Annotated in this window: 11 protein-coding genes, 2 tRNA genes and 1 rRNA gene; 8 read left to right on the top strand and 6 right to left on the bottom strand. The window is 34.6% G+C overall.

Annotated elements, in window-relative coordinates; genetic code table 11:
- Window positions 1-174: 174 nt before the first annotated feature.
- The 6 genes from sucB to sdhC all read right to left on the bottom strand — a co-directional run bounded on the left by sucB (window position 175) and on the right by sdhC (window position 7,670).
- Window positions 175-1,392 carry a dihydrolipoyllysine-residue succinyltransferase gene (gene sucB / locus HACICURV3402_RS03225; protein WP_157992863.1) on the bottom strand — a complete coding sequence of 406 codons (1,218 nt, stop codon included), beginning with the start codon at window positions 1,390-1,392 and terminating at the stop codon, window positions 175-177.
- Window positions 1,393-1,401: 9 nt separating this feature from the next.
- The gene (locus tag HACICURV3402_RS03220; RefSeq protein ID WP_157992862.1) at window positions 1,402-4,227 is read right to left on the bottom strand and encodes a 2-oxoglutarate dehydrogenase E1 component; all 2,826 of its coding nucleotides are present in this window, start codon (window positions 4,225-4,227) and stop codon (window positions 1,402-1,404) included.
- Between the two features lie 215 nt (window positions 4,228-4,442).
- Window positions 4,443-5,159: a succinate dehydrogenase iron-sulfur subunit gene (locus HACICURV3402_RS03215; RefSeq protein ID WP_157992861.1), complete on the bottom strand. Its 717-nt coding sequence runs from the start codon at window positions 5,157-5,159 to the stop codon at window positions 4,443-4,445.
- A 23-nt stretch (window positions 5,160-5,182) separates the two neighbouring features.
- A complete protein-coding gene (gene sdhA, locus HACICURV3402_RS03210; RefSeq protein ID WP_157992860.1) occupies window positions 5,183-6,952 on the bottom strand; it encodes a succinate dehydrogenase flavoprotein subunit in 1,770 nt (589 codons plus the stop codon).
- Complete coding sequence (sdhD, locus tag HACICURV3402_RS03205; RefSeq protein WP_157992859.1) at window positions 6,952-7,299, bottom strand: succinate dehydrogenase, hydrophobic membrane anchor protein; 348 nt, start codon at window positions 7,297-7,299, stop codon at window positions 6,952-6,954. The genes sdhA and sdhD overlap by 1 nt, the downstream gene beginning before the upstream one ends.
- Window positions 7,293-7,670 (bottom strand): succinate dehydrogenase, cytochrome b556 subunit, encoded by a 378-nt coding sequence (gene sdhC / locus HACICURV3402_RS03200; protein ID WP_408609275.1) that lies wholly within the window; start codon window positions 7,668-7,670, stop codon window positions 7,293-7,295. Before sdhC ends, sdhD begins: the two co-directional genes overlap by 7 nt.
- Window positions 7,671-9,339: 1,669 nt before the next feature.
- On the opposite strand from sdhC, the gene HACICURV3402_RS03195 reads away from it, so the two are divergent.
- The 8 genes from HACICURV3402_RS03195 to HACICURV3402_RS03160 all read left to right on the top strand — a co-directional run bounded on the left by HACICURV3402_RS03195 (window position 9,340) and on the right by HACICURV3402_RS03160 (window position 19,529).
- Window positions 9,340-10,623, top strand: a complete 1,284-nt coding sequence (locus tag HACICURV3402_RS03195; RefSeq protein WP_157992858.1) for a citrate synthase — start codon at window positions 9,340-9,342, stop codon at window positions 10,621-10,623.
- A gap of 1,235 nt (window positions 10,624-11,858) precedes the next feature.
- A complete protein-coding gene (truA, locus tag HACICURV3402_RS03190; protein ID WP_232037526.1) occupies window positions 11,859-12,671 on the top strand; it encodes a tRNA pseudouridine(38-40) synthase TruA in 813 nt (270 codons plus the stop codon).
- Window positions 12,672-13,386: 715 nt separating this feature from the next.
- The gene (locus tag HACICURV3402_RS03185; protein ID WP_157992857.1) at window positions 13,387-14,070 is read left to right on the top strand and encodes a YggS family pyridoxal phosphate-dependent enzyme; all 684 of its coding nucleotides are present in this window, start codon (window positions 13,387-13,389) and stop codon (window positions 14,068-14,070) included.
- A gap of 51 nt (window positions 14,071-14,121) precedes the next feature.
- Window positions 14,122-14,661, top strand: coding sequence for a YggT family protein (locus HACICURV3402_RS03180; RefSeq protein ID WP_157992856.1), 540 nt, complete (start codon window positions 14,122-14,124; stop codon window positions 14,659-14,661).
- Between the two features lie 977 nt (window positions 14,662-15,638).
- Window positions 15,639-17,282: a chaperonin GroEL gene (gene groL / locus HACICURV3402_RS03175; protein ID WP_157992855.1), complete on the top strand. Its 1,644-nt coding sequence runs from the start codon at window positions 15,639-15,641 to the stop codon at window positions 17,280-17,282.
- A gap of 390 nt (window positions 17,283-17,672) precedes the next feature.
- Window positions 17,673-19,214 (top strand): 16S ribosomal RNA (locus HACICURV3402_RS03170).
- Window positions 19,215-19,285: 71 nt separating this feature from the next.
- Window positions 19,286-19,362: transfer RNA gene (locus HACICURV3402_RS03165), tRNA-Ile, on the top strand.
- A 94-nt stretch (window positions 19,363-19,456) separates the two neighbouring features.
- Window positions 19,457-19,529 (top strand) — tRNA-Ala (locus HACICURV3402_RS03160).
- Window positions 19,530-19,690 lie beyond the last annotated feature (161 nt).

Here is a 19,690-nt window from a genome sequence, read left to right as displayed (position 1 = left end):
AGATTGATTGTACTCTCAGATCCAAGTTGCATAGAAAACTTTGTACAATGTATTGCAGGTATCTATCATCATAACTGCAAAGAGAATGTGCATTCTAATAAATTTTTAATATAATAATGTATAAATAATATTTTTTGCTATCTTGTAATCTAGAAGATAGCCCAGTAATTATTTTTAAATATCTAGTAAGATACGTGTTGGATCTTCTAATAAGCTTTTTAGTTTTTCAAGATAACCAACCGCTTCACGACCATCGATCAGTCGATGGTCGTAAGAAAGAGCAAGATACATCATAGGCAAAATTACTATTTGACCATCAATTGCCATTGGACGATCTTTAATTGCATGCATTCCTAAAATAGCGCTTTGAGGTGGATTAATCAGTGGAGTAGATAGTAACGAACCAAAAACACCACCATTGGTAATGGTAAAGGTCCCTCCAGTAAGATCATGATAATTAAGTTTATTATTACGGGCCTTTGTTGCTAATTCTTTAACTGTCTTTTCCATATCAGAAATGCTTAAAATATCAGCGTTTCTTAATACCGGAGTAATAACACCACGCGGCGTAGACACGGCAATACTAATATCAAAATAGTTATGATAAACTATCTCTGAATCATCGATAGATGCATTAATTTCTGGATAATGTTTTAGACTTTCTATGACAGCTCTAATATAAAAGGGCATTAATCCCAAACGAACAGAGTGTTTGTTTTCGAATGCTAAACCATATTTTTTACGTAAAGTTAAAATTGGCTGTACATTTATTTCATTAAATGTGGTTAACATAGCTGTTGTGTTTTTAGTTTGTAAAAGGCGTTCAGCCATTCTTTTGCGAAAAAGTGTCATAGGAATTCGTTTTTCACTGCGATCTTGAGTGGTTAAGGATGCAGGTTTTTTTTCATCTTGTGATCTAGAAGAGCTTATAAAAGAATTAACAGAATGCTCTTTTATTTTTTCTTTTGAGACAATGGTATGACAGTTATTATTTTTTAATATTTGTGGTTGTACGTCATTCTCATGTACCAGACGACGCATGGATGGACTCAGAGATTGTACTTGTTCTGTATTGATATAATTCGTTTTATGAGAGTCTAGGGAATTTATTTGATCTGGAATATGAAAAGATTTGCATGGATTACTTGTCTTTAAGGAGTTAAAAATTCCTAATATTTGATGTGCTTTCACAGAAGAATCTGAATTAACTATAATGTCTGTGAGAATACCATCATGAGTTGCCGGAATTTCTATAATTACTTTATCTGTTTCAATATCAACCAAAATCTCATCACGCTTTATTGTATCGCCAATTTTTTTATGCCATTTAGAGACTGTAGCCTCAGACACAGATTCAGGTAAATCGGGAACGGTAATATTTATGCTACTCATTTTATTTCCTTAAGATTCTTTAATGGTCAATGCGTCATGTAATAGATCTTCTTGCTGCTGACGATGTAAAGATATATAACCTGCTGCTGGTGCAGCAGAAGGTGGTCGTCCAGAATAACGCAAGATAGCGCCTAATGGTAGTGTGCGTCGGTAATGTTTTTTAATAAAATGCCATGCTCCTTGATTCTTTGGTTCTTCTTGACACCAAATGAACTCTTTAACATGACTATATTGCTCTAATAAGCTTTTAAGGACTTGATGAGGGAAGGGGTATAGTTGTTCGAGGCGCAATATAGCAACATGAGTATTGTTATTTTGACGTCGTCGCTGTAATAGATCGTAGTACACTTTTCCTGAACAGAGTATAATACGTTTTAATGATGCTATCGAAAGTTTATCCACTTCCTTTATTACTAATTCAAAAAATCCAGATGCCAGATCTTCTAGTGAAGAGATAGCCTCTGGGTGACGCAATAAAGATTTAGGCGATATTACTACCAGTGGGCATTGTAGTCTCGACAGAATTTGACGTCGTAACATATGATATAATTGAGAAGGTGTCGATGGAATACATACTTGTATGTTGTTTTCAGAACACATCTGTAGATAACGTTCAAGGCGAGCAGATGAGTGTTCTGGGCCTTGTCCTTCGTAACCATGAGGAAGAAGCATTACTAAATTAGATCGATAGCCCCATTTTTGTTCACCACAACTAATGAATTGATCGATAACGACTTGAGCACCATTAGCAAAATCACCAAATTGAGCTTCCCAAATGGTTAAGTTGTCCGGAACTGTTATAGAGTAACCATATTCAAATGCTAATACGGCTTCTTCTGAAAGAATTGAGTCCCATATATCAAAATTACCTTGATTTTCATTGATATGTTTTAAAGGACAGTATATGGATCCATTTGATTGATTGTGAATCATAGCGTGCCGATGAAAAAAAGTGCCACGCCTAATGTCTTCACCAGACAAACGACATGAAATCCCCATATCCAGCAAAGTAGCATATGCCAGATTTTCAGCTGCACCCCAGTCAAACGGTCTATAACCAATTGCCATTTCGGAACGATTTTTGTAAATTTTTGTAATGCGCGGATGTGTAGTGATTTCTTTTGGAATTGTGTTAATTTGTATAGCAAGCGCTTTCAAATAATCTATAGTGATATTGCTTGTATTTGTATAAGTCTTTATAAGATTAGAAATCGTTAATGGTTTATTAAAAGAATCATCCTTTTGGGATTTGTTTAGTATTATAGGAGCGATATAATCTCCTTTTTCTAACAAATTACGATTTCTTTGAAACATCTCAAGCACATCTTTCTGTGTAATTACTTGTTCAGATTTTAAATGAGAAGCATAAATTTCACGAGTAGTCGGATGATTTTTAATAATTTGATACATCATAGGTTGTGTAGCACTGGGCTCATCTGCTTCATTATGGCCATGTCGACGGTAACAGACTAAATCAATAAATACATCTCGCTGAAAGATGTAACGGAAATCTAATGCTAGGCGAGTTACAAAGATTACCGCTTCGGGATCATCAGAGTTTACGTGGAAAATAGGTGCCATAATCATTTTCCCAACATCAGTGCAGTAGTTTGTCGATCTAGAGTCTTCTGGATTAGAAGTGGTAAATCCAATTTGATTATTAATAACAATCCGAATTGTACCACCCACTTGATAACCACGTGTTTTAGACATATTTAGCGTTTCCTGCACGACGCCTTGTCCGCTAATAGCTGCGTCACCGTGAATAGTAATGGATAAAATTTGAGACTGATCCATTTTATTCAGATGATCTAAATGTGCACGTGTCATACCCATGACTACTGGATTAACAATTTCTAAATGAGAGGGGTTATATGCTAATGATAAGTGCACGCTGCCACTTTCAGTTTTTATGTGAGAAGTAAAACCCATGTGATATTTAACATCACCACTTCCCTGAAATACTGGTTCTTGACCAGAAAATTCATTGAATAGGTCTTGTGGTTTTTTTCCTAGAACATTAATTAAGGTGTTTAGGCGCCCACGGTGTGCCATGCCAAGAATAATTTTACTGGTGTTTTTTTGTCTAGCATGTTGAATTAATATATTTAACATGGGTATTAGTGTATCTCCGCCTTCAAGTGAAAAACGTTTTGCACCTGGGAATTGCGAAGCAATATAGCGCTCAAAACTTTCTGATTTAGTAAGATCATTCAGGATTTGTTTTTTTTCTTTTATTAAAAATACAGTTGGTTGTTTTATTAACTCTACTTGTTTTTGAATCCATTTTCTTTCATCTGAATCAGTAAGATGCATGTATTCTATTCCTACAGAACCGCAATAAGTGTTGTGTAGTCTGAGATACAGATCTGCTAACTTGATGTCACCTATATCGTTAGAAAAGTAATGACTTGTGTGCAGTTTGTTTTCTAAGTCGTTATCGCTAAAATGGTAGTGGGATAGTTCTAATTCTGGAATTGTGTTTTTTTTATTTAAACTTAATGGATTGGTATTGGAGTTAAGGTGCCCAAATACACGAAATGCATTAATCAATTTCCATATTTTTACTGAATAATCAGTTGTGTTATACTTCTCTGTAGTATTCTGTGAGCTAAAATAGTCTATATTTAAGTCTAAAGAAGATTCTTTCGAGGAAAAGCAAGTTCGTTTTTGATTTATATTGGTTGTAGAAATGTTCTCAAAAATAGAACGCCATGTCTGATCTACAGAGAATGGATTAGTTAAGAATTCTATATAAAGGCATTCTATATAGGCTTGATTGGCTCCAGTAATCCAAGAGGAGTTTCGCCAGGACTTTATTGTGCTATTCTGCATTTGAATCCCTTAAGAATAGTTTGTATTTTATTTTATATGCGCATCATCTACTCTAATTAAAAATTAAATAAGTAGACTATAGTAGTATCAAATACTGATTATTTGTGGATGCGTTTAGTATATAGTGATCTTAGCATATCTTTAGCTACGGAATTATATTAAAGATAGTTGTTACATATTATATTAGTCAGTCGGAAGATAGTAATATACCAGTATCAAGCATCTCTCTGAAGAAGCTTGGATTTAATATGACCAATAGCTTCAGCAGGATTTAGTCCTTTTGGGCACGCTTGAGTACAATTCATAATACTGCGACATCGGAATGCACTAAAGGCATCGCTAAGATTATCAAGTCGCTTATTAGTTTCGGTATCTCTATTATCAATTAGGAAGCGATAAGAAGTAATGAGACTAGCTGGACCTAAAAATTTATCTGGGTTCCACCAAAAAGATGGACAAGCTGTAGAGCAGCATGCACAGAGAATGCATTCATATGAACCATCTATTTTATTTCGTTGTTCTGGTGTTTGTAGGTGTTCTTTTTCTGGCATTATTGTGGAAACATGGCATAAATAAGGCTGAACTTTTTCATATTGTAAATAAAATGGTTTCATGTCCACTACAAGATCTCTGACTACAGGTAACAGAGGTAACGGTCGGATAATAATTTTTTTATTTTTGTGTACTAATGTTGATATTGGAGTGATACAGGCTAGACCGTTTTTACCATTAATATTTAATCCATCTGAACCACAAACTCCTTCACGACAAGAGTAACGGAAAGTAAGTGTTGGATCATTTTCTTTGAGGAGAATAAGCGCATCTAAAAGCATAATATCTTCACCATCTTTTATTTCCAGAAGATGGTCTTGCATATATGGAGTTATATTTAACTCTGGATGATAACGATAAATAGAAAATTTAAGTATCATTAGATTATTTCCAGAAGCTACCTTTAGTAGCGACGTACTTGAGGAAGAAGGGGTGAACGAAAAATGGGCTTCATGTTTACTGCTCGTCGTATCATTTTTTTATATTTAGGGAGATAGAGTGTATGGCATAGCCAGTCTTCATCATTACGAGAAGGATAATCCACTCGACTATGAGCTCCTCGACTTTCGGTCCGGTAATATGCTGATAATGCAGTTACATAAGCAGTTTCGATTAAGTTATCTAATTCTAGACATTCAATGCGATTAGTATTGAATTCACTAGAATGGTCATCAAGACGAGCAGTCTGAAGACGTTTATGTAAATCTTTCAATTCTTCTATACCGCGAGACATAGAAGATCCTTCTCGAAAAACTGAGAAATTTCGATGCATACACTTTTGTAGGGCTTTTCGTATTATTTTCGGGTCTTCGCCTGCTTTATTATGATTCCAACGCAATAGGCGTGATAAAGAGGCTTGAATTTCATCATTACTTGCTTCCAATAAAGGTTCTTGTTTTTGAAATATAGAATTGATATGTAGACCAATAGCTCGTCCAAATACTACTAAATCTAACAAAGAATTCCCTCCTAAACGATTAGCACCATGTACTGATACACAAGCAACTTCTCCTACTGCAAATAAACCTGGGATGATTACATCTTCTCCCTTTTTATTCACTGTTAGGGCTTGTCCAGTGATAGTAGTAGGAATGCCTCCCATCATATAGTGACATGTTGGAATCACGGGGATAGGATCTTGAATGGGATCTATATGGGCAAATGTTTTGGACATTTCTAAAATACCAGGCAAGCGAGATTGGAGTATTTTTTTACCCAAATGATCTAGTTTCAGTTTGACATGAGGACCCGCTGGACCATCATAGCCTCGACCTTCGAGAATTTCAATCATAATGGAACGTGCTACTACATCACGTCCTGCTAGGTCCTTAGAGTTAGGTGCATAACGTTCCATAAAACGTTCACCATGTTTATTTAATAAATAACCACCTTCACCGCGACAGCCTTCTGTTACTAAAACTCCTGCTCCGGCTATTCCTGTAGGGTGAAATTGCCACATCTCCATATCTTGAACAGGCACATTTGCCCGAAGAGCCATTCCGATCCCATCACCAGTATTAATATATGCATTGGTTGTAGATTGATAAATACGTCCTGCTCCACCGGTTGCTAAAATTGTTGCACGTGCTTTGAAATAGACTACTGCACCATCTTCAATATTAAATGCAGTGCAACCGACAATATCACCATGTATATTTTTTACGAGATCAAGTGCATACCACTCAGAAAAAATAGTAGTCTTATTTTTTAAGTTTTGCTGATATAGAGTATGCAAAAGTGCGTGACCGGTGCGATCTGCAGCGGCAGCTGTGCGTGCAGCTTGCTCGGCGCCAAAATTTTTAGATTGCCCACCAAAAGGACGTTGATAAATACGTCCGTTATCTAGGCGAGAAAATGGTAAACCCATGTGCTCAAGTTCTATAATAGCTTCTGGACCAGATTTACACATATATTCAATTGCATTTTGATCACCAATATAATCAGAACCTTTAACAGTGTCATACATGTGCCATTCCCAATTATCTTGGTGAACGTTATTAAGTGCAACAGTGATTCCTCCTTGAGCAGATACTGTATGAGATCGAGTAGGAAACACTTTGGATAATAATGCACAAGTTTGTTGGCCGGACTTGGTAATTTCTAATGCAGCACGCATTCCTGCTCCACCTGCACCGATAACAATGGCATCAAATTCTCTTACTGGCAATTGCATCACACGCTCCAAACAATCATAGTGCCATATATAGCATATATAAAAAGAACTACGACTATTACTAGTTGAAGTGGTAGTCGTATTGAGTATACGGCGATATAATCAGTTAGCACCTGCCACATTCCAATCCAACCATGTACTACTAAAGAAATCAAGGCTAGACAAGTAAAAACTTTCGTAGCAGGTATACTAAAAAAAATATGCCAAGTGCTGTAAGTTATAGATTCTGATGTCGCAATCCATGCTAGAATATAAAGTATGTAAAGTGCGATTATGATAGCAGTCGCACGAAGTAATATCCAGTCATGCAAACCATTACGTCCTAAGGCAGAAGCGCTGCTTACCATATGAAAACTCCAGAGACAATTACAAATAAAATAGTAGAACCTAGTACAAGTTTTGAAGAAATATTACCTGTATCGACAGTTGTTCTAATAATTTCAAAGTCCATTATGAGATGCCGAATTCCACCAATAAAGTGAAAAAATAGTGTATTGACCAATACCCATGCAATAAATTTGAAATAAAAATTATCTATGATAGCGCATGCGTGAAGAAAGTTTGTAGGAGAGGAGAGTGATAGCCCAAGCAACCACAGAAGCGCTCCAATTGAGAAAAAAGTGATAATTCCAGATATTCTATGAAGAATAGATGTAACTGCGGTTAATGGGAAATAGATAGTAGACAAATTTAAGTTTATTGGTCTTTGTTTTTTCACGGTGTTTCTACACTCTCTTTCATATTTTATCCTGTATGCTGAATGGTGGAGATAAATAGACTGGGTCTATGTGTATTTATGTCTATACTAAATAGGTTTATCTATGATCTAGTTTTGATAATATAATATCGCTTTTTAGCGCCGGAGAAAATATTCTAACTATGTCAATATTATAGTTTATCATTATATAATTACAATATTTTCTATCATGGCTTTCTTCTATTTTTTATGATTAATGTAACAATATTAAGAAGTTGATATTTTCAGTTTATTTTACTAATCTGTGGTATATAGTGGTATATAGATACGTAGAGTTTTTGGAAGATTAAGGGTATCTCGTGAATTTATTAGAATGCATATATTTTAATAGTTTGTAATATATAGAAATATTTAATTTTTTTGTTACATAGTTTTGGTAAGAAACAATTTAGTTTACATTTAATATATAGAATTCAATGTGGATTAATAGTTTTTGAAGAACCTTTTGTCGTTATACAAGAGATCTCATATATCAAAAGTTTAATCTTGCTATAATTCTTCTACCTTCTTTTTATTAATTGTATAATAGGAGTTATAGTTTAAATCGGTGTTTTTTAGAAATTATCCAATATCTTCTATGTTGCTTGATTATGTATGTTTCTTGATTATTCTTCTTGTATTGTATAGAGTTTGTGTATTGACTCAGAGACTAATATTAAAAAATGTGCAAATATATTAAGATTGTGTCTTTCCCTTTGCTGTTGTTCTGAATATCATTTTTAAAAAATAGATATTTAAGAAGAGATATAATAATTTTTTGGTATATACTGAGAAATATGCTGATTAGAAAATGTAGATTAGACCTCTCATTATTCAGTATTCTAAGAAAAGAGTTACTTATATTACAATGCATTATCAATCTTTCTATTATCGCTAATTTAAGAAGAAAGAGAAAATATTAATCAAAGAGATTTATTGTTTAAGCTAGTCTATAATCTAGCGTTTGAGAAGAGAAAGATACATAAGCTTAAGTCATGACTTCATGAATTCTAATTAATATGTATAATTAATATGTATATATGATACATGTTATCTTTAAGTTCCTTTATTTATAAAGGACATTAATAATGGTTAGGTTTCAGGATAACGAGCTCATATTCTTGATAGCATATGAGTAGTACTAATTAATGATGATTGACTATTTTATGTTGAGAAATATCTTAATATTCAGGTTATTTTATGTTATCTGGGTTATAGAAAATCATTTTTATGATACATTTTAGTTATTTAATTAATTCAATATATTTTTTTATGAGTTGATAGAATATTGTTCTAAGTATTATAGAGTTATCTTATAAAAATCCTTTGAGGCGAATCTTGATATATTGTAGGATTGACATATGATAGGATTTCATCTCTTTCTCTGTTTTATTATATTTTTAATTCTTAATGTTTTTATTAAAAAATTAAATTTTTAAGGTTTTATCTTGAAATATTTTTTGACCTAACGGTTTTTTTTAATCTTATTTGCGAAGACACTCGTAGAAAGATTAAAATATACCGAAGAGATCAGTTAGGATTTTTAGATATCATTAAAAAATAGATTGTTTTTGATATCCGAGCATAGAGCTATAATATGAGTGGCATCAGTAATCACAATATGCATATTACGTCACTTAGGAGGTGATAGATGGATAAGAAAAAAGCAATATTGACCATCGATGGAAAAGATCCTATTGAATTGAATATTTTAAGGGGTTCATTGGGTTGTAAAGAGTTAGATGTTCGTACTCTTGGTGCGCAAGGATACTTTACTTTTGATCCAGGATTCACTTCTACTGCATCATGTCAATCTACTATCACTTATATTGATGGTGATAGAGGTATTTTGCTGTACAGGGGTTTCCCTATTGATCAGCTAGCATTGAATTCAAATTATTTAGAAGTATGTTATATTATTTTGTATGGTGAGGCTCCTAGTTTACAGCAATTCCATGATTTTAAACTTTCATTAACCCACCATTCTCTGCTTCACGAACAAATATATAATTTATTACGTTGTTTTTGTCGCCGTTCTCACCCAATGGCAATGCTTTGTGGAATGACGGGAGCGTTGGCCGCAATTTACCACGATTCAATGGATGTTCATAAAAAAAGTCATCGTGATTTAATTGCAATACGCTTGTTAGCACAAATGCCTATTATGGTATCTATGTGCTATAGATATGCAACAGGGAAGCCTTTTGTATATCCATGTCATGATTTTTCATATTCTGCTAATATTCTATATATGATGTTTTCTGATCCGTCAGAGACATATATTGTTAACCCGATTTTAGAACGCGCTTTAGATTCTATTCTTATTTTACATGCTGATCATGAGCAGAATGCTTCGACATCTACAATACGCACTGTTGGGTCGTCTGGTGTTAATCCGTTTTCTTGTATTTCAGCAGCCGTTGCATCGTTATGGGGTCCTGCGCATGGTGGGGCAAATGAAGCTTGTCTGTTAATGCTAGAAGAAATTGGTACCATTGAAAATATTCCTGTATTTTTGCGACGTGCTAAGGATAAAAATGATCCATTTCGTTTAATGGGTTTTGGTCATAGGGTCTATAAAAATTACGACCCTCGTGCAATGGTAATGCGTGAAGTATGTCATGAAGTTCTGAATCATCTAGAAGTAAAAAAAGATCTCATGGAAGTGGCAATGGAACTTGAATATATTGCATTACATGATTCTTATTTTATCGAGAGAAAGCTTTATCCAAATGTTGATTTTTATTCAGGTATTATCCTGAAGGCAATGGGTATTCCTTCATCTATGTTTACAGCAATTTTTGCTATGGCGCGCACGGTGGGCTGGATCGCACATTGGAAGGAAATGTATGATGAAGGTATTAAAATTTCTCGACCTCGACAATTATATACTGGATATACACAACGAAATTTTAGCTCTAATATTAAATCTTAGTATTTTTTAAAATTAGAGAAGTATGCGTCACAAGTCATTTTCAGTGATCAATTAGAAGCTTTCTATAACATGTGTCGATGTTAAGATATTTTTATTATATTTTAGTAAAAAATGATAGATCGATACTCTATCTCTGTTTTTTCTGTTTTGAAGAAAAAATGGGTTTGTGAATTTTTAGTTCGCTAGGCTTATTTAGTGAGAACCGTTTTTGCAGGCATAGTATTTATTCTTGACTTCTATGGTTTTATTTTGTTATCTGGTAATAAAATATTTAGGTAATTGTGATTATTAATGGATGTAATCGAAATTAATATTGTGATTGTAATCATACTAATGAATTAGGTAATATTTTTGTGAGTCTGAGTGTGTCTTATGTTAAAGTAATTGCTTGAACAATATATTATAGTTATTAATAACTTCATAAGATCAGATGGTAGATTTATATAAAAATAGAAGATTGTTTTTATTTCTAGAATAACTATCATACGGATTTATCAGAGAATAGAAAATTGATTTAATGTTTAATTTTTTTCCACTTTTTTCTTAATATAGAAAAAAGAATGAGATATATAATTTTTTAGCATACATAAGGATATGTGGTTTTTTGAGTTGGTATGGCTAATTACATAAAAGTATTATTGTTTGTAATTAGTCACAAAAAGCACTTTATTACTTACATTAGATTAGAAGTATGGGATAAGTTTAGATATGTGATCATTAATTAGTGATTTTTTTTGTATACATGTTGTATATCATGAAATGACTGAAGTTCTGTTGAGTTAATTTCCTTAATCAGTATTATGTCCTAATTAGATTAGCGATACAAATTAGAAGAGTACAGATACTAAAGAAATTATATTATCACTTTTATTTATGTAAGAGCTTAATTTGTGAGAACATTAGATAGATTCTCTATGTGATTTTATTTTTATTTTTCTCTCAATTCTTGCTCTATAATCAATTCTTGCTCTATAAATAGATATAAGATCTAGATTACAAATTTAGTATAGTCTCAACATTTTATGGTTATCGCAGATTTCAGTTATCAAAAAAGGAAACCTTGTTGAGAGTTATTAGTTTTGGATAGTTTAAATGTTATCACATGGGTTAGTTTAATTATAATGAGAAGAGGGTTTATCTGTGTAGTTTGAGTATAAATCATTCATCATTCATGATGAATGATGAGCTGAATAGCTGTTAATATTTAGTAATTTCATCTAGGAGTATATTAATTGGTGGCAACTCAGGTCATAAATACTTTTACTACATTAGCATTTGGTGTGGAATATGATGGGAGTTGTTACTCGGGTTGGCAGCGCCAAATTTCAGTTTCTACTGTACAGGAAGAAGTAGAAAGAGCAATTGGACGAGTCGCCGATCATAAAGTTGGGGTGACCTGCGCAGGGCGAACAGATTCTGGAGTTCATGCTACTGGGCAGGTTATTCATTTTAAAACTTTTTCTCAACGTACAGAGAAAGCTTGGCTGCGAGGTGTGAATAGATGCTTACCTGAAGATATAGTGATAAGGTGGGTAAAGAAAGTACCTGATTTATTTCATGCTAGATTTAGTGCTTTGTCTCGCTTCTATCGTTATGTGGTCAATAATCATAATTTACATCGATCTGCAATCTTTAGAGAAAGGGCGGCATACGTTTATCATTTTTTAGACATTGACAAAATGTATCGCGCTAGTCGTTGTTTGTTAGGTGAGCATAATTTTACATCATTTCGTTCTGGGCAATGTCAATCGCGTTTACCTGTGAGAAAAGTAATGTACTTAAATATTACTCGAGACGACAGGTATGTTATCATTGATATACAGGCTAATTCATTTGTTCATCATATGGTTCGTAATATTGTTGGTAGTTTAATAGAGGTTGGTTCTGGAAAAAAACCTGAGTATTGGATTTTTGATGTTCTTATGGAAAAAAATCGTGCATTAGCGGCCGCAACAGCTTCTGCTCGTGGTTTATACTTAATTTCTGTAGACTATCCTTCTAACTATGATATACCCAATACTGTATCTAGCGCCTTTTTTTCAGTCTAAAAAGAAGTCATTAGTTGAAAAATATTTTCGTTAAGCATTAGGTCTATTTTATTTTTTACGAGTTATACTTCATATAACGATATAACGAGAAGTAACTAAATTCATATTATAATTCGATGTTAGAAAGATTTTATTTTTTATTATGATCTACAATCATTTAATCTTTTAATGAGAAAATAAAAGATGTATATCATTACTTAATAATCAGGAAATAGCATTCTCTCTATGTTAAAAGAGAAATACGCGCGGTATTGTCTAGGTAACCGTCATTTCAGTATGTATAGTCTATTGTCATGGAAGTAGCCATGCCCAATGGTTATAATATTATTTATAACTATATGGTATCTCTAAAACACTAGATGATATTTAAGTTAAGTTTTTTTGTACTTACTTCTAACCTGTTTATTGATTATATCAGCATCACCGTATCCGTATGATGAAGATGACGATGACACTGATAATATGATATGATGAATAAGTGTACTCTTAGGACCAGATGTTTATATGATATATAATTAATATCTTGATTAAGAAGTATAAGATTACTAGAGTAATATGACTAAATTTGTAGTAACTATATCTATAAGCTTGGAGAATATTACTCTGAAACTTTATAGTAATTTAGAGGTTAATATCGGAAGGATCTGACTTCTCGCAACACAGTGAAGATAAATGTTTAAGTTTCTTCTTTTCTTCATCGTTATTTATGTAAAATATGAAATTAATTAAATATAATTTATACAATATCTGGAATCAAATGACAGATATGGCACACAAATGTGGCCGAAATCCTCAAGAGATTACTTTACTTGCAGTCAGTAAAAATCACTCTATTACAGCTATTAAGGAAGCTATTTCTGCTGGCCAATATTCTTTTGGTGAAAATTATGTACAAGAAGGGGTGGAAAAAATTAAAATTTTAGCCAACCCTCTTCTCTTGTGGCATTTCATTGGAAGAGTTCAATCCAATAAAAGTCGTCTCATATCAGAGTATTTTGATTGGTGTCACACAGTTAGTTGCTATCGTATTGCACACTTACTCAACAAATATCGATCTTGTGATCAAAAACCGCTTAATGTATTGATTCAGATCAATATTAGCTATGAAGAGACAAAAGCAGGTATTTTATTGGAAGATTTACCAGCGTTAGTTAGAGATATGAACCATTTTCCACGGTTGAAATTACGAGGTCTTATGGCTATACCGAAAGAGCCAAAGAATAATAATTCTCCAGTCATGGAATATCAGAGACTGAAAAACGCATTTAATCAATTAAAAGACGATTATCCTGATCTAGATACTCTTTCACTAGGTATGAGTAGGGATATTAACGATGCGATCATATGTGGAAGCACTATGGTGCGTATTGGTACTTCTATTTTTGGTAAACGACACTAGAGTGATAGAGGGTTACACTTGTCTGGTCAATAAAAATCACTAAGGAATTTCATGTTAGCGTTGATTTTTTTATTAACTACTGTAATAACTTTGTATATTAAGATATTGTTACTATATATTTGGATGCAGTGGACTGGCTGTGATTTTTATAATCCGTTCTTACAGCGTGCAATAAAAATTACTTACCCTATAGTTAGACCGTTTAAGCGCATTCTTTCTGTGTTTAGACCAATAGATATTGCCACATTAGCTATTGCTTATATTCTTAGTGTATTATTAGTCCCGATTACATTACGATTGTTAAGATTTGAACCTGTCTTTTTCTATTTTGGTTTGGTTCTTCTGATTAAATCAGTTGGTTCACTTGTTTTCTGGATTGTAATGAGTCGTGCGATTATAAGCTGGGTTCATCGTGAAGCAAATTCACTAGATTATGTTTTATTACAATTAACAGAACCGATGATGGTTAAAATACGTAGATTCATACCACTTATTGGTGGTATAGATTGTTCACCCATGCTCATTATTTTAATTCTATATCTGTTATATTTTATTGGTTTAGAATATGTTCCTGGATGGACCTTTTTTTAAAAAAAATCGATATTTATGATGATTAGCAGTTATGGTTTCAATATTATAATATTATAGGTTTATTTTATCTGTTTCTGTTTTTCATAATTGAATGCAATGCAGTGTGTAAAAAATTTGATTTTATAGGATATTTGATTATTTTTAATATCTTTAGAATAAGTTATAAATATAATAATGAAAGTTCATTAACGGTTTTTTTATTTTTCATTTATTGATGTATGTGTAGATTTATATGAACGTTCGAGTGGTTATTATGTTTTTAAGGTCTGAGTTATTATGAAGTTATGCATTGATGGAGCCTTCTAAATTTGATTTTATTTATGAATACCTGTATCGACAGAACAGGATATGATACATTGTATGATTCATGTTGATAACAATATAATGATCTATTAGATAGTTGTATTATTGTAATATAATTTATTTTTTCTTGATTGTTTATTACTTATAAGGGATGTAATTATATCTTGAAAAAAATTACGATGAATACTTGAAAGATCTTTTCTAATACCATATATAATTCAGTATAACTGTTAATTAGATTCGTAAGGTGATTTTAAAATATTTTTTTGATATTAACTTAGGTTTCTTTAATTAGGGGGTTAACGAATAAAGTAATTTGTTATATAATTAAGTTATTTACCAGTGAGCACAGATGTAGTTTGACTTTGATTTGTTTCTCATGAGTTTTGTTAGAAGAAGAATGATGGTTTAGTTCTTTACCGGAAGAAGATATTAATCGCATTACAATGGCATTTGTATTACTAAGAATCAAGGATTGAGTTAAGTTTAATTAAAGGTACCAATTTTACAACTATATCATATATATATCATATCATGGATTAATGATTGCGACGTTAGTGATGTACTTTAAGGTATGATATACTTGTAAAAGATTTAAGGATACATATCTAGAGTTAGAAAGCTTTATTATTTTCAACAAGTAATGTGAAATATAATATAAAAGGAAATACATCATGGCAGCTAAAGATATTAAGTTTGGTAATGATGCTCGAGTTAAAATGCTATCTGGCGTTAATTTGCTCGCTGATGCGGTAAAAGTAACCTTGGGGCCTAAAGGCCGTAATGTTATTTTGGATAAATCTTTTGGCGCACCTAGTATTACTAAAGATGGTGTGTCTGTTGCCCGAGAAATTGAATTAGAAGATAAATTTGAAAACATGGGTGCACAGATGGTAAAAGAGGTGGCTTCTAAAGCGAATGAAGCCGCTGGTGATGGTACTACGACTGCTACTGTATTAGCGCAATCTATAGTTAATGAGGGTTTAAAAGCAATTGCTGCTAGTATGAATCCTATGGATATTAAGCGGGGAATTGATAAAGCAGTAATTGCAGCGGTTGAAGAATTAAAAAAAATATCTGTCCCTTGTACTGACTTTAAAGGTATTGCGCAAGTCGGGACTATTTCTGCTAATGCTGACACATCTGTAGGTGAGTTAATTGCTAGAGCGATGGAAAGAGTTGGTAAAGAAGGTGTGATCAGTGTTGAAGAGGGCAATGGTTTACACGATGAGTTAGATGTTGTTGAAGGTATGCAATTTGATCGCGGTTACTTGTCGCCTTATTTTATTAATAAACCAGAAAATGGTTTAATAGAGCTAGAATCTCCATTAATTCTACTAGTGGATAAAAAGATTTCTAGTATTAGAGAGCTTATACCAATTTTAGAAGAAGTTGCAAAATCAAGTAAATCGCTTGTTATTATTGCTGAAGATGTTGAAGGTGAAGCATTAGCTACTTTAGTTGTAAACGCTATGCGTGGTATAGTAAAAATAGCTGCGGTAAAAGCGCCTGGTTTTGGTGATCGTCGTAAGGCTATGTTACAAGATATAGCTGTTTTAACTGGTGGAACCGTTGTATCAGAAGAGCTTGGTATGGACTTGGAAAAAACTGTATTAGAAGATATGGGTCAGGCAAAGCGCGTTGTAATTACCAAAGATACTACCACTATTATTGATGGTTGTGGCAAGACAGAGGCTATTTCTGCTCGTGTAAGCCATATTCGCCAGGAGATACAAGATACAAAGTCTGATTATGATCGTGAAAAGCTGCAAGAGCGTGTTGCAAAATTAGCAGGTGGTGTGGCTGTAGTAAAAGTTGGTGCGGCAACTGAAATTGAAATGAAAGAGAAAAAAACACGTGTGGAAGATGCTTTAAATGCTACCCGTGCTGCAGTCGATGAAGGAGTAGTAGCTGGAGGAGGTGTGGCTTTGGTTCGGGTAGCATCTTGTTTAGGCAATCTCCGAGGTCAGAATGAAGATCAAAATGTTGGAATTAAGGTTGCGCTACGCGCTATGGAATCACCAATGCGTCAAATTGTATCAAACGCAGGTGCAGAAGCTTCTGTAGTAACAAATTCTGTCAAAGAGGGATCAGGCAATTACGGTTATAATGCTCAAACGGAAGAGTATGGTGATATGATCAGTTTTGGTATTCTTGATCCAACTAAAGTCACTCGTTCAGCTTTACAGTACGCAGCGTCTATTGCTGGTTTAATGATTACCACTGAATGTATGATAACTGATGTACCAAAAAGTGATGTACCTGATATTGCTTCTAATCCTGGAATGGGATCTCCTGGAATGGGCGGTATGATGTAGTTATTCTTTTAATTCTTTATAAGACCCACTAATCCTTATCATGGTTAGTGGGTCTTAGATAGGTGATGAGCGAATGGTTGTTGATAGAGAATCTAATTCAGTTAAAGATCTTTATTAACAGAGGATTATAGATAGTTCATAAAATTATAATAAAAATGTTAAAAAAAAGTTGACTCTAAATAAGTTACGTGTATGATGAATATCTCTTGTAGTCGTTCTTTAAAAAATTGATCAGACAATCTGTGTGGGCACTCTAAGAATATCTATAAAAGGTTATTATAGCGTGAAGAATATCAAGTCTTAAATTTATATGTCAGTCTAATATAGATATATTATATATTCTGTATTTATTTTTAAGAATGTTGTTTCTATAATGAAGAATTGAACTTTTAATTGAAGAGTTTGATCATGGCTCAGATTGAACGCTGGCGGCAGGCCTAACACATGCAAGTCGAACGGTAACGGAGAGAAGTTTGCTTCTTTGCCGACGAGTGGCGAACGGGTGAGTAATATCAGGGAAACTGCCCGATGGAGGGGGATAACTACTGGAAACGGTAGCTAATACCGCATAATGTCTTATGACCAAAGTGGGGGACCTTTGGGCCTCATGCCATCGGATGTGCCCAGACGGGATTAGCTTATGGGTGAGGTAATGGCTCACCCAGGCCACGATCCCTAGCTGGTCTGAGAGGATGACCAGCCACACTGGAACTGAGACACGGTCCAGACTCCTACGGGAGGCAGCAGTGGGGAATATTGCACAATGGGCGAAAGCCTGATGCAGCCATGCCGCGTGTATGAAGAAGGCCTTAGGGTTGTAAAGTACTTTCAGCGGGAAAGAAACGAAAGAGGTTAATACCCTTTTTCATTGACGTTACCCGAAGAAGAAGCACCGGCTAACTCCGTGCCAGCAGCCGCGGTAATACGGAGGGTGCGAGCGTTAATCGGAATGACTGGGCGTAAAGGGCACGCAGGCGGATTATCAAGTCGGATGTGAAAGCCCTGGGCTTAACCTTGGAACTGCATTCGAAACTGGTAGTCTAGAGTTTCGTAGAGGGGGGTAGAATTCTAGGTGTAGCGGTGAAATGCGTAGAGATCTGGAGGAATACCGATGGCGAAGGCGTCCCCCTGGACGAAAACTGACGCTCAGGTGCGAAAGCATGGGGAGCAAACAGGATTAGATACCCTGGTAGTCCATGCCGTAAACAATGTCGACTTGGAGGTTGTTCCCTAGTGGAGTGGCTTCCGGAGCTAACGCGTTAAGTCGACCGCCTGGGGAGTACGGCCGCAAGGTTAAAACTCAAATGAATTGACGGGGGCCCGCACAAGCGGTGGAGCATGTGGTTTAATTCGATGCAACGCGAAGAACCTTACCTAACCTTGACATCCACGGAATTTTGCAGAAATGTAGAAGTGCCCTAGGGAGCCGTGAGACAGGTGCTGCATGGCTGTCGTCAGCTCGTGTTGTGAAATGTTGGGTTAAGTCCCGCAACGAGCGCAACCCTTATCCTTTGTTGCCATCGATTTGGTCGGGAACTCAAAGGAGACTGCCGGTGATAAACTGGAGGAAGGTGGGGATGACGTCAAGTCATCATGGCCCTTATGGTTAGGGCTACACACGTGCTACAATGGCATATACAAAGAGAAGCGACCTCGCGAGAGCAAGCGGACCTCATAAAGTATGTCGTAGTCCGGATCGGAGTCTGCAACTCGACTCCGTGAAGTCGGAATCGCTAGTAATCGTAGATTAGAATGCTACGGTGAATACGTTCCCGGGCCTTGTACACACCGCCCGTCACACCATGGGAGTGGGTTGCAAAAGAAGTAGGTAGCTTAACTTTCGAGAGGGCGCTTACCACTTTGTGATTCATGACTGGGGTGAAGTCGTAACAAGGTAACCGTAGGGGAACCTGCGGTTGGATCACCTCCTTACATTAAGTATAGAATTCCAAGAAGTGCCCACACAGATTGTCTGATCATTAGAGTAATACGAAAAACCTTATAGGCTTGTAGCTCAGATGGTTAGAGCACACCCCTGATAAGGGTGAGGTCGGTGGTTCAAGTCCACTCAGGCCTACCAAGTTATTTTGATTGTAAATAAAATCTTAAATGATTAAGATTTGTCGATTAGGATATTTAGTCTATAACAGGTTTCTTTCAGGTTCTAATTATATGGGGCTATAGCTCAGATGGAAGAGCGCCTGCTTTGCACGCAGGAGGCCAGCGGTTCGATCCCGCTTAGCTCCACAATAAAAACTTGTGTAAAAAGTAATTTTATATTAATATATTTAAAATTATAAAGTATTAGTATTTTTTTAAGAATAATGCTCTTTAATAATCCGGAACAAGCTGAAAAAATAAAATAGTATACTTAAAATAATTCTATTTACTATAAAAATAGAGAAAGT

This window comes from Candidatus Erwinia haradaeae (assembly GCF_900698925.1).
GTDB classification, from domain to species: domain Bacteria; phylum Pseudomonadota; class Gammaproteobacteria; order Enterobacterales; family Enterobacteriaceae; genus Erwinia_E; species Erwinia_E haradaeae_I.
Note: the sequence above shows the minus strand (reverse complement) of the source record. Positions and strands in the feature narration are given on the sequence as shown.

Bases quoted from the DNA above. Each gene is read 5' to 3' on its own strand.
- sucB (WP_157992863.1), bottom strand. From the start codon at position 1,392: ATGAGTAGCATAAATATTACCGTTCCCGATTTACCTGAATCTGTGTCT.
- HACICURV3402_RS03220 (WP_157992862.1), bottom strand. From the start codon at position 4,227: ATGCAGAATAGCACAATAAAGTCCTGGCGAAACTCCTCTTGGATTACT.
- HACICURV3402_RS03215 (WP_157992861.1), bottom strand. From the start codon at position 5,159: ATGATACTTAAATTTTCTATTTATCGTTATCATCCAGAGTTAAATATA.
- sdhA (WP_157992860.1), bottom strand. From the start codon at position 6,952: ATGCAATTGCCAGTAAGAGAATTTGATGCCATTGTTATCGGTGCAGGT.
- sdhD (WP_157992859.1), bottom strand. From the start codon at position 7,299: ATGGTAAGCAGCGCTTCTGCCTTAGGACGTAATGGTTTGCATGACTGG.
- HACICURV3402_RS03195 (WP_157992858.1), top strand. From the start codon at position 9,340: ATGGATAAGAAAAAAGCAATATTGACCATCGATGGAAAAGATCCTATT.
- HACICURV3402_RS03185 (WP_157992857.1), top strand. From the start codon at position 13,387: ATGAAATTAATTAAATATAATTTATACAATATCTGGAATCAAATGACA.
- HACICURV3402_RS03180 (WP_157992856.1), top strand. From the start codon at position 14,122: ATGTTAGCGTTGATTTTTTTATTAACTACTGTAATAACTTTGTATATT.
- groL (WP_157992855.1), top strand. From the start codon at position 15,639: ATGGCAGCTAAAGATATTAAGTTTGGTAATGATGCTCGAGTTAAAATG.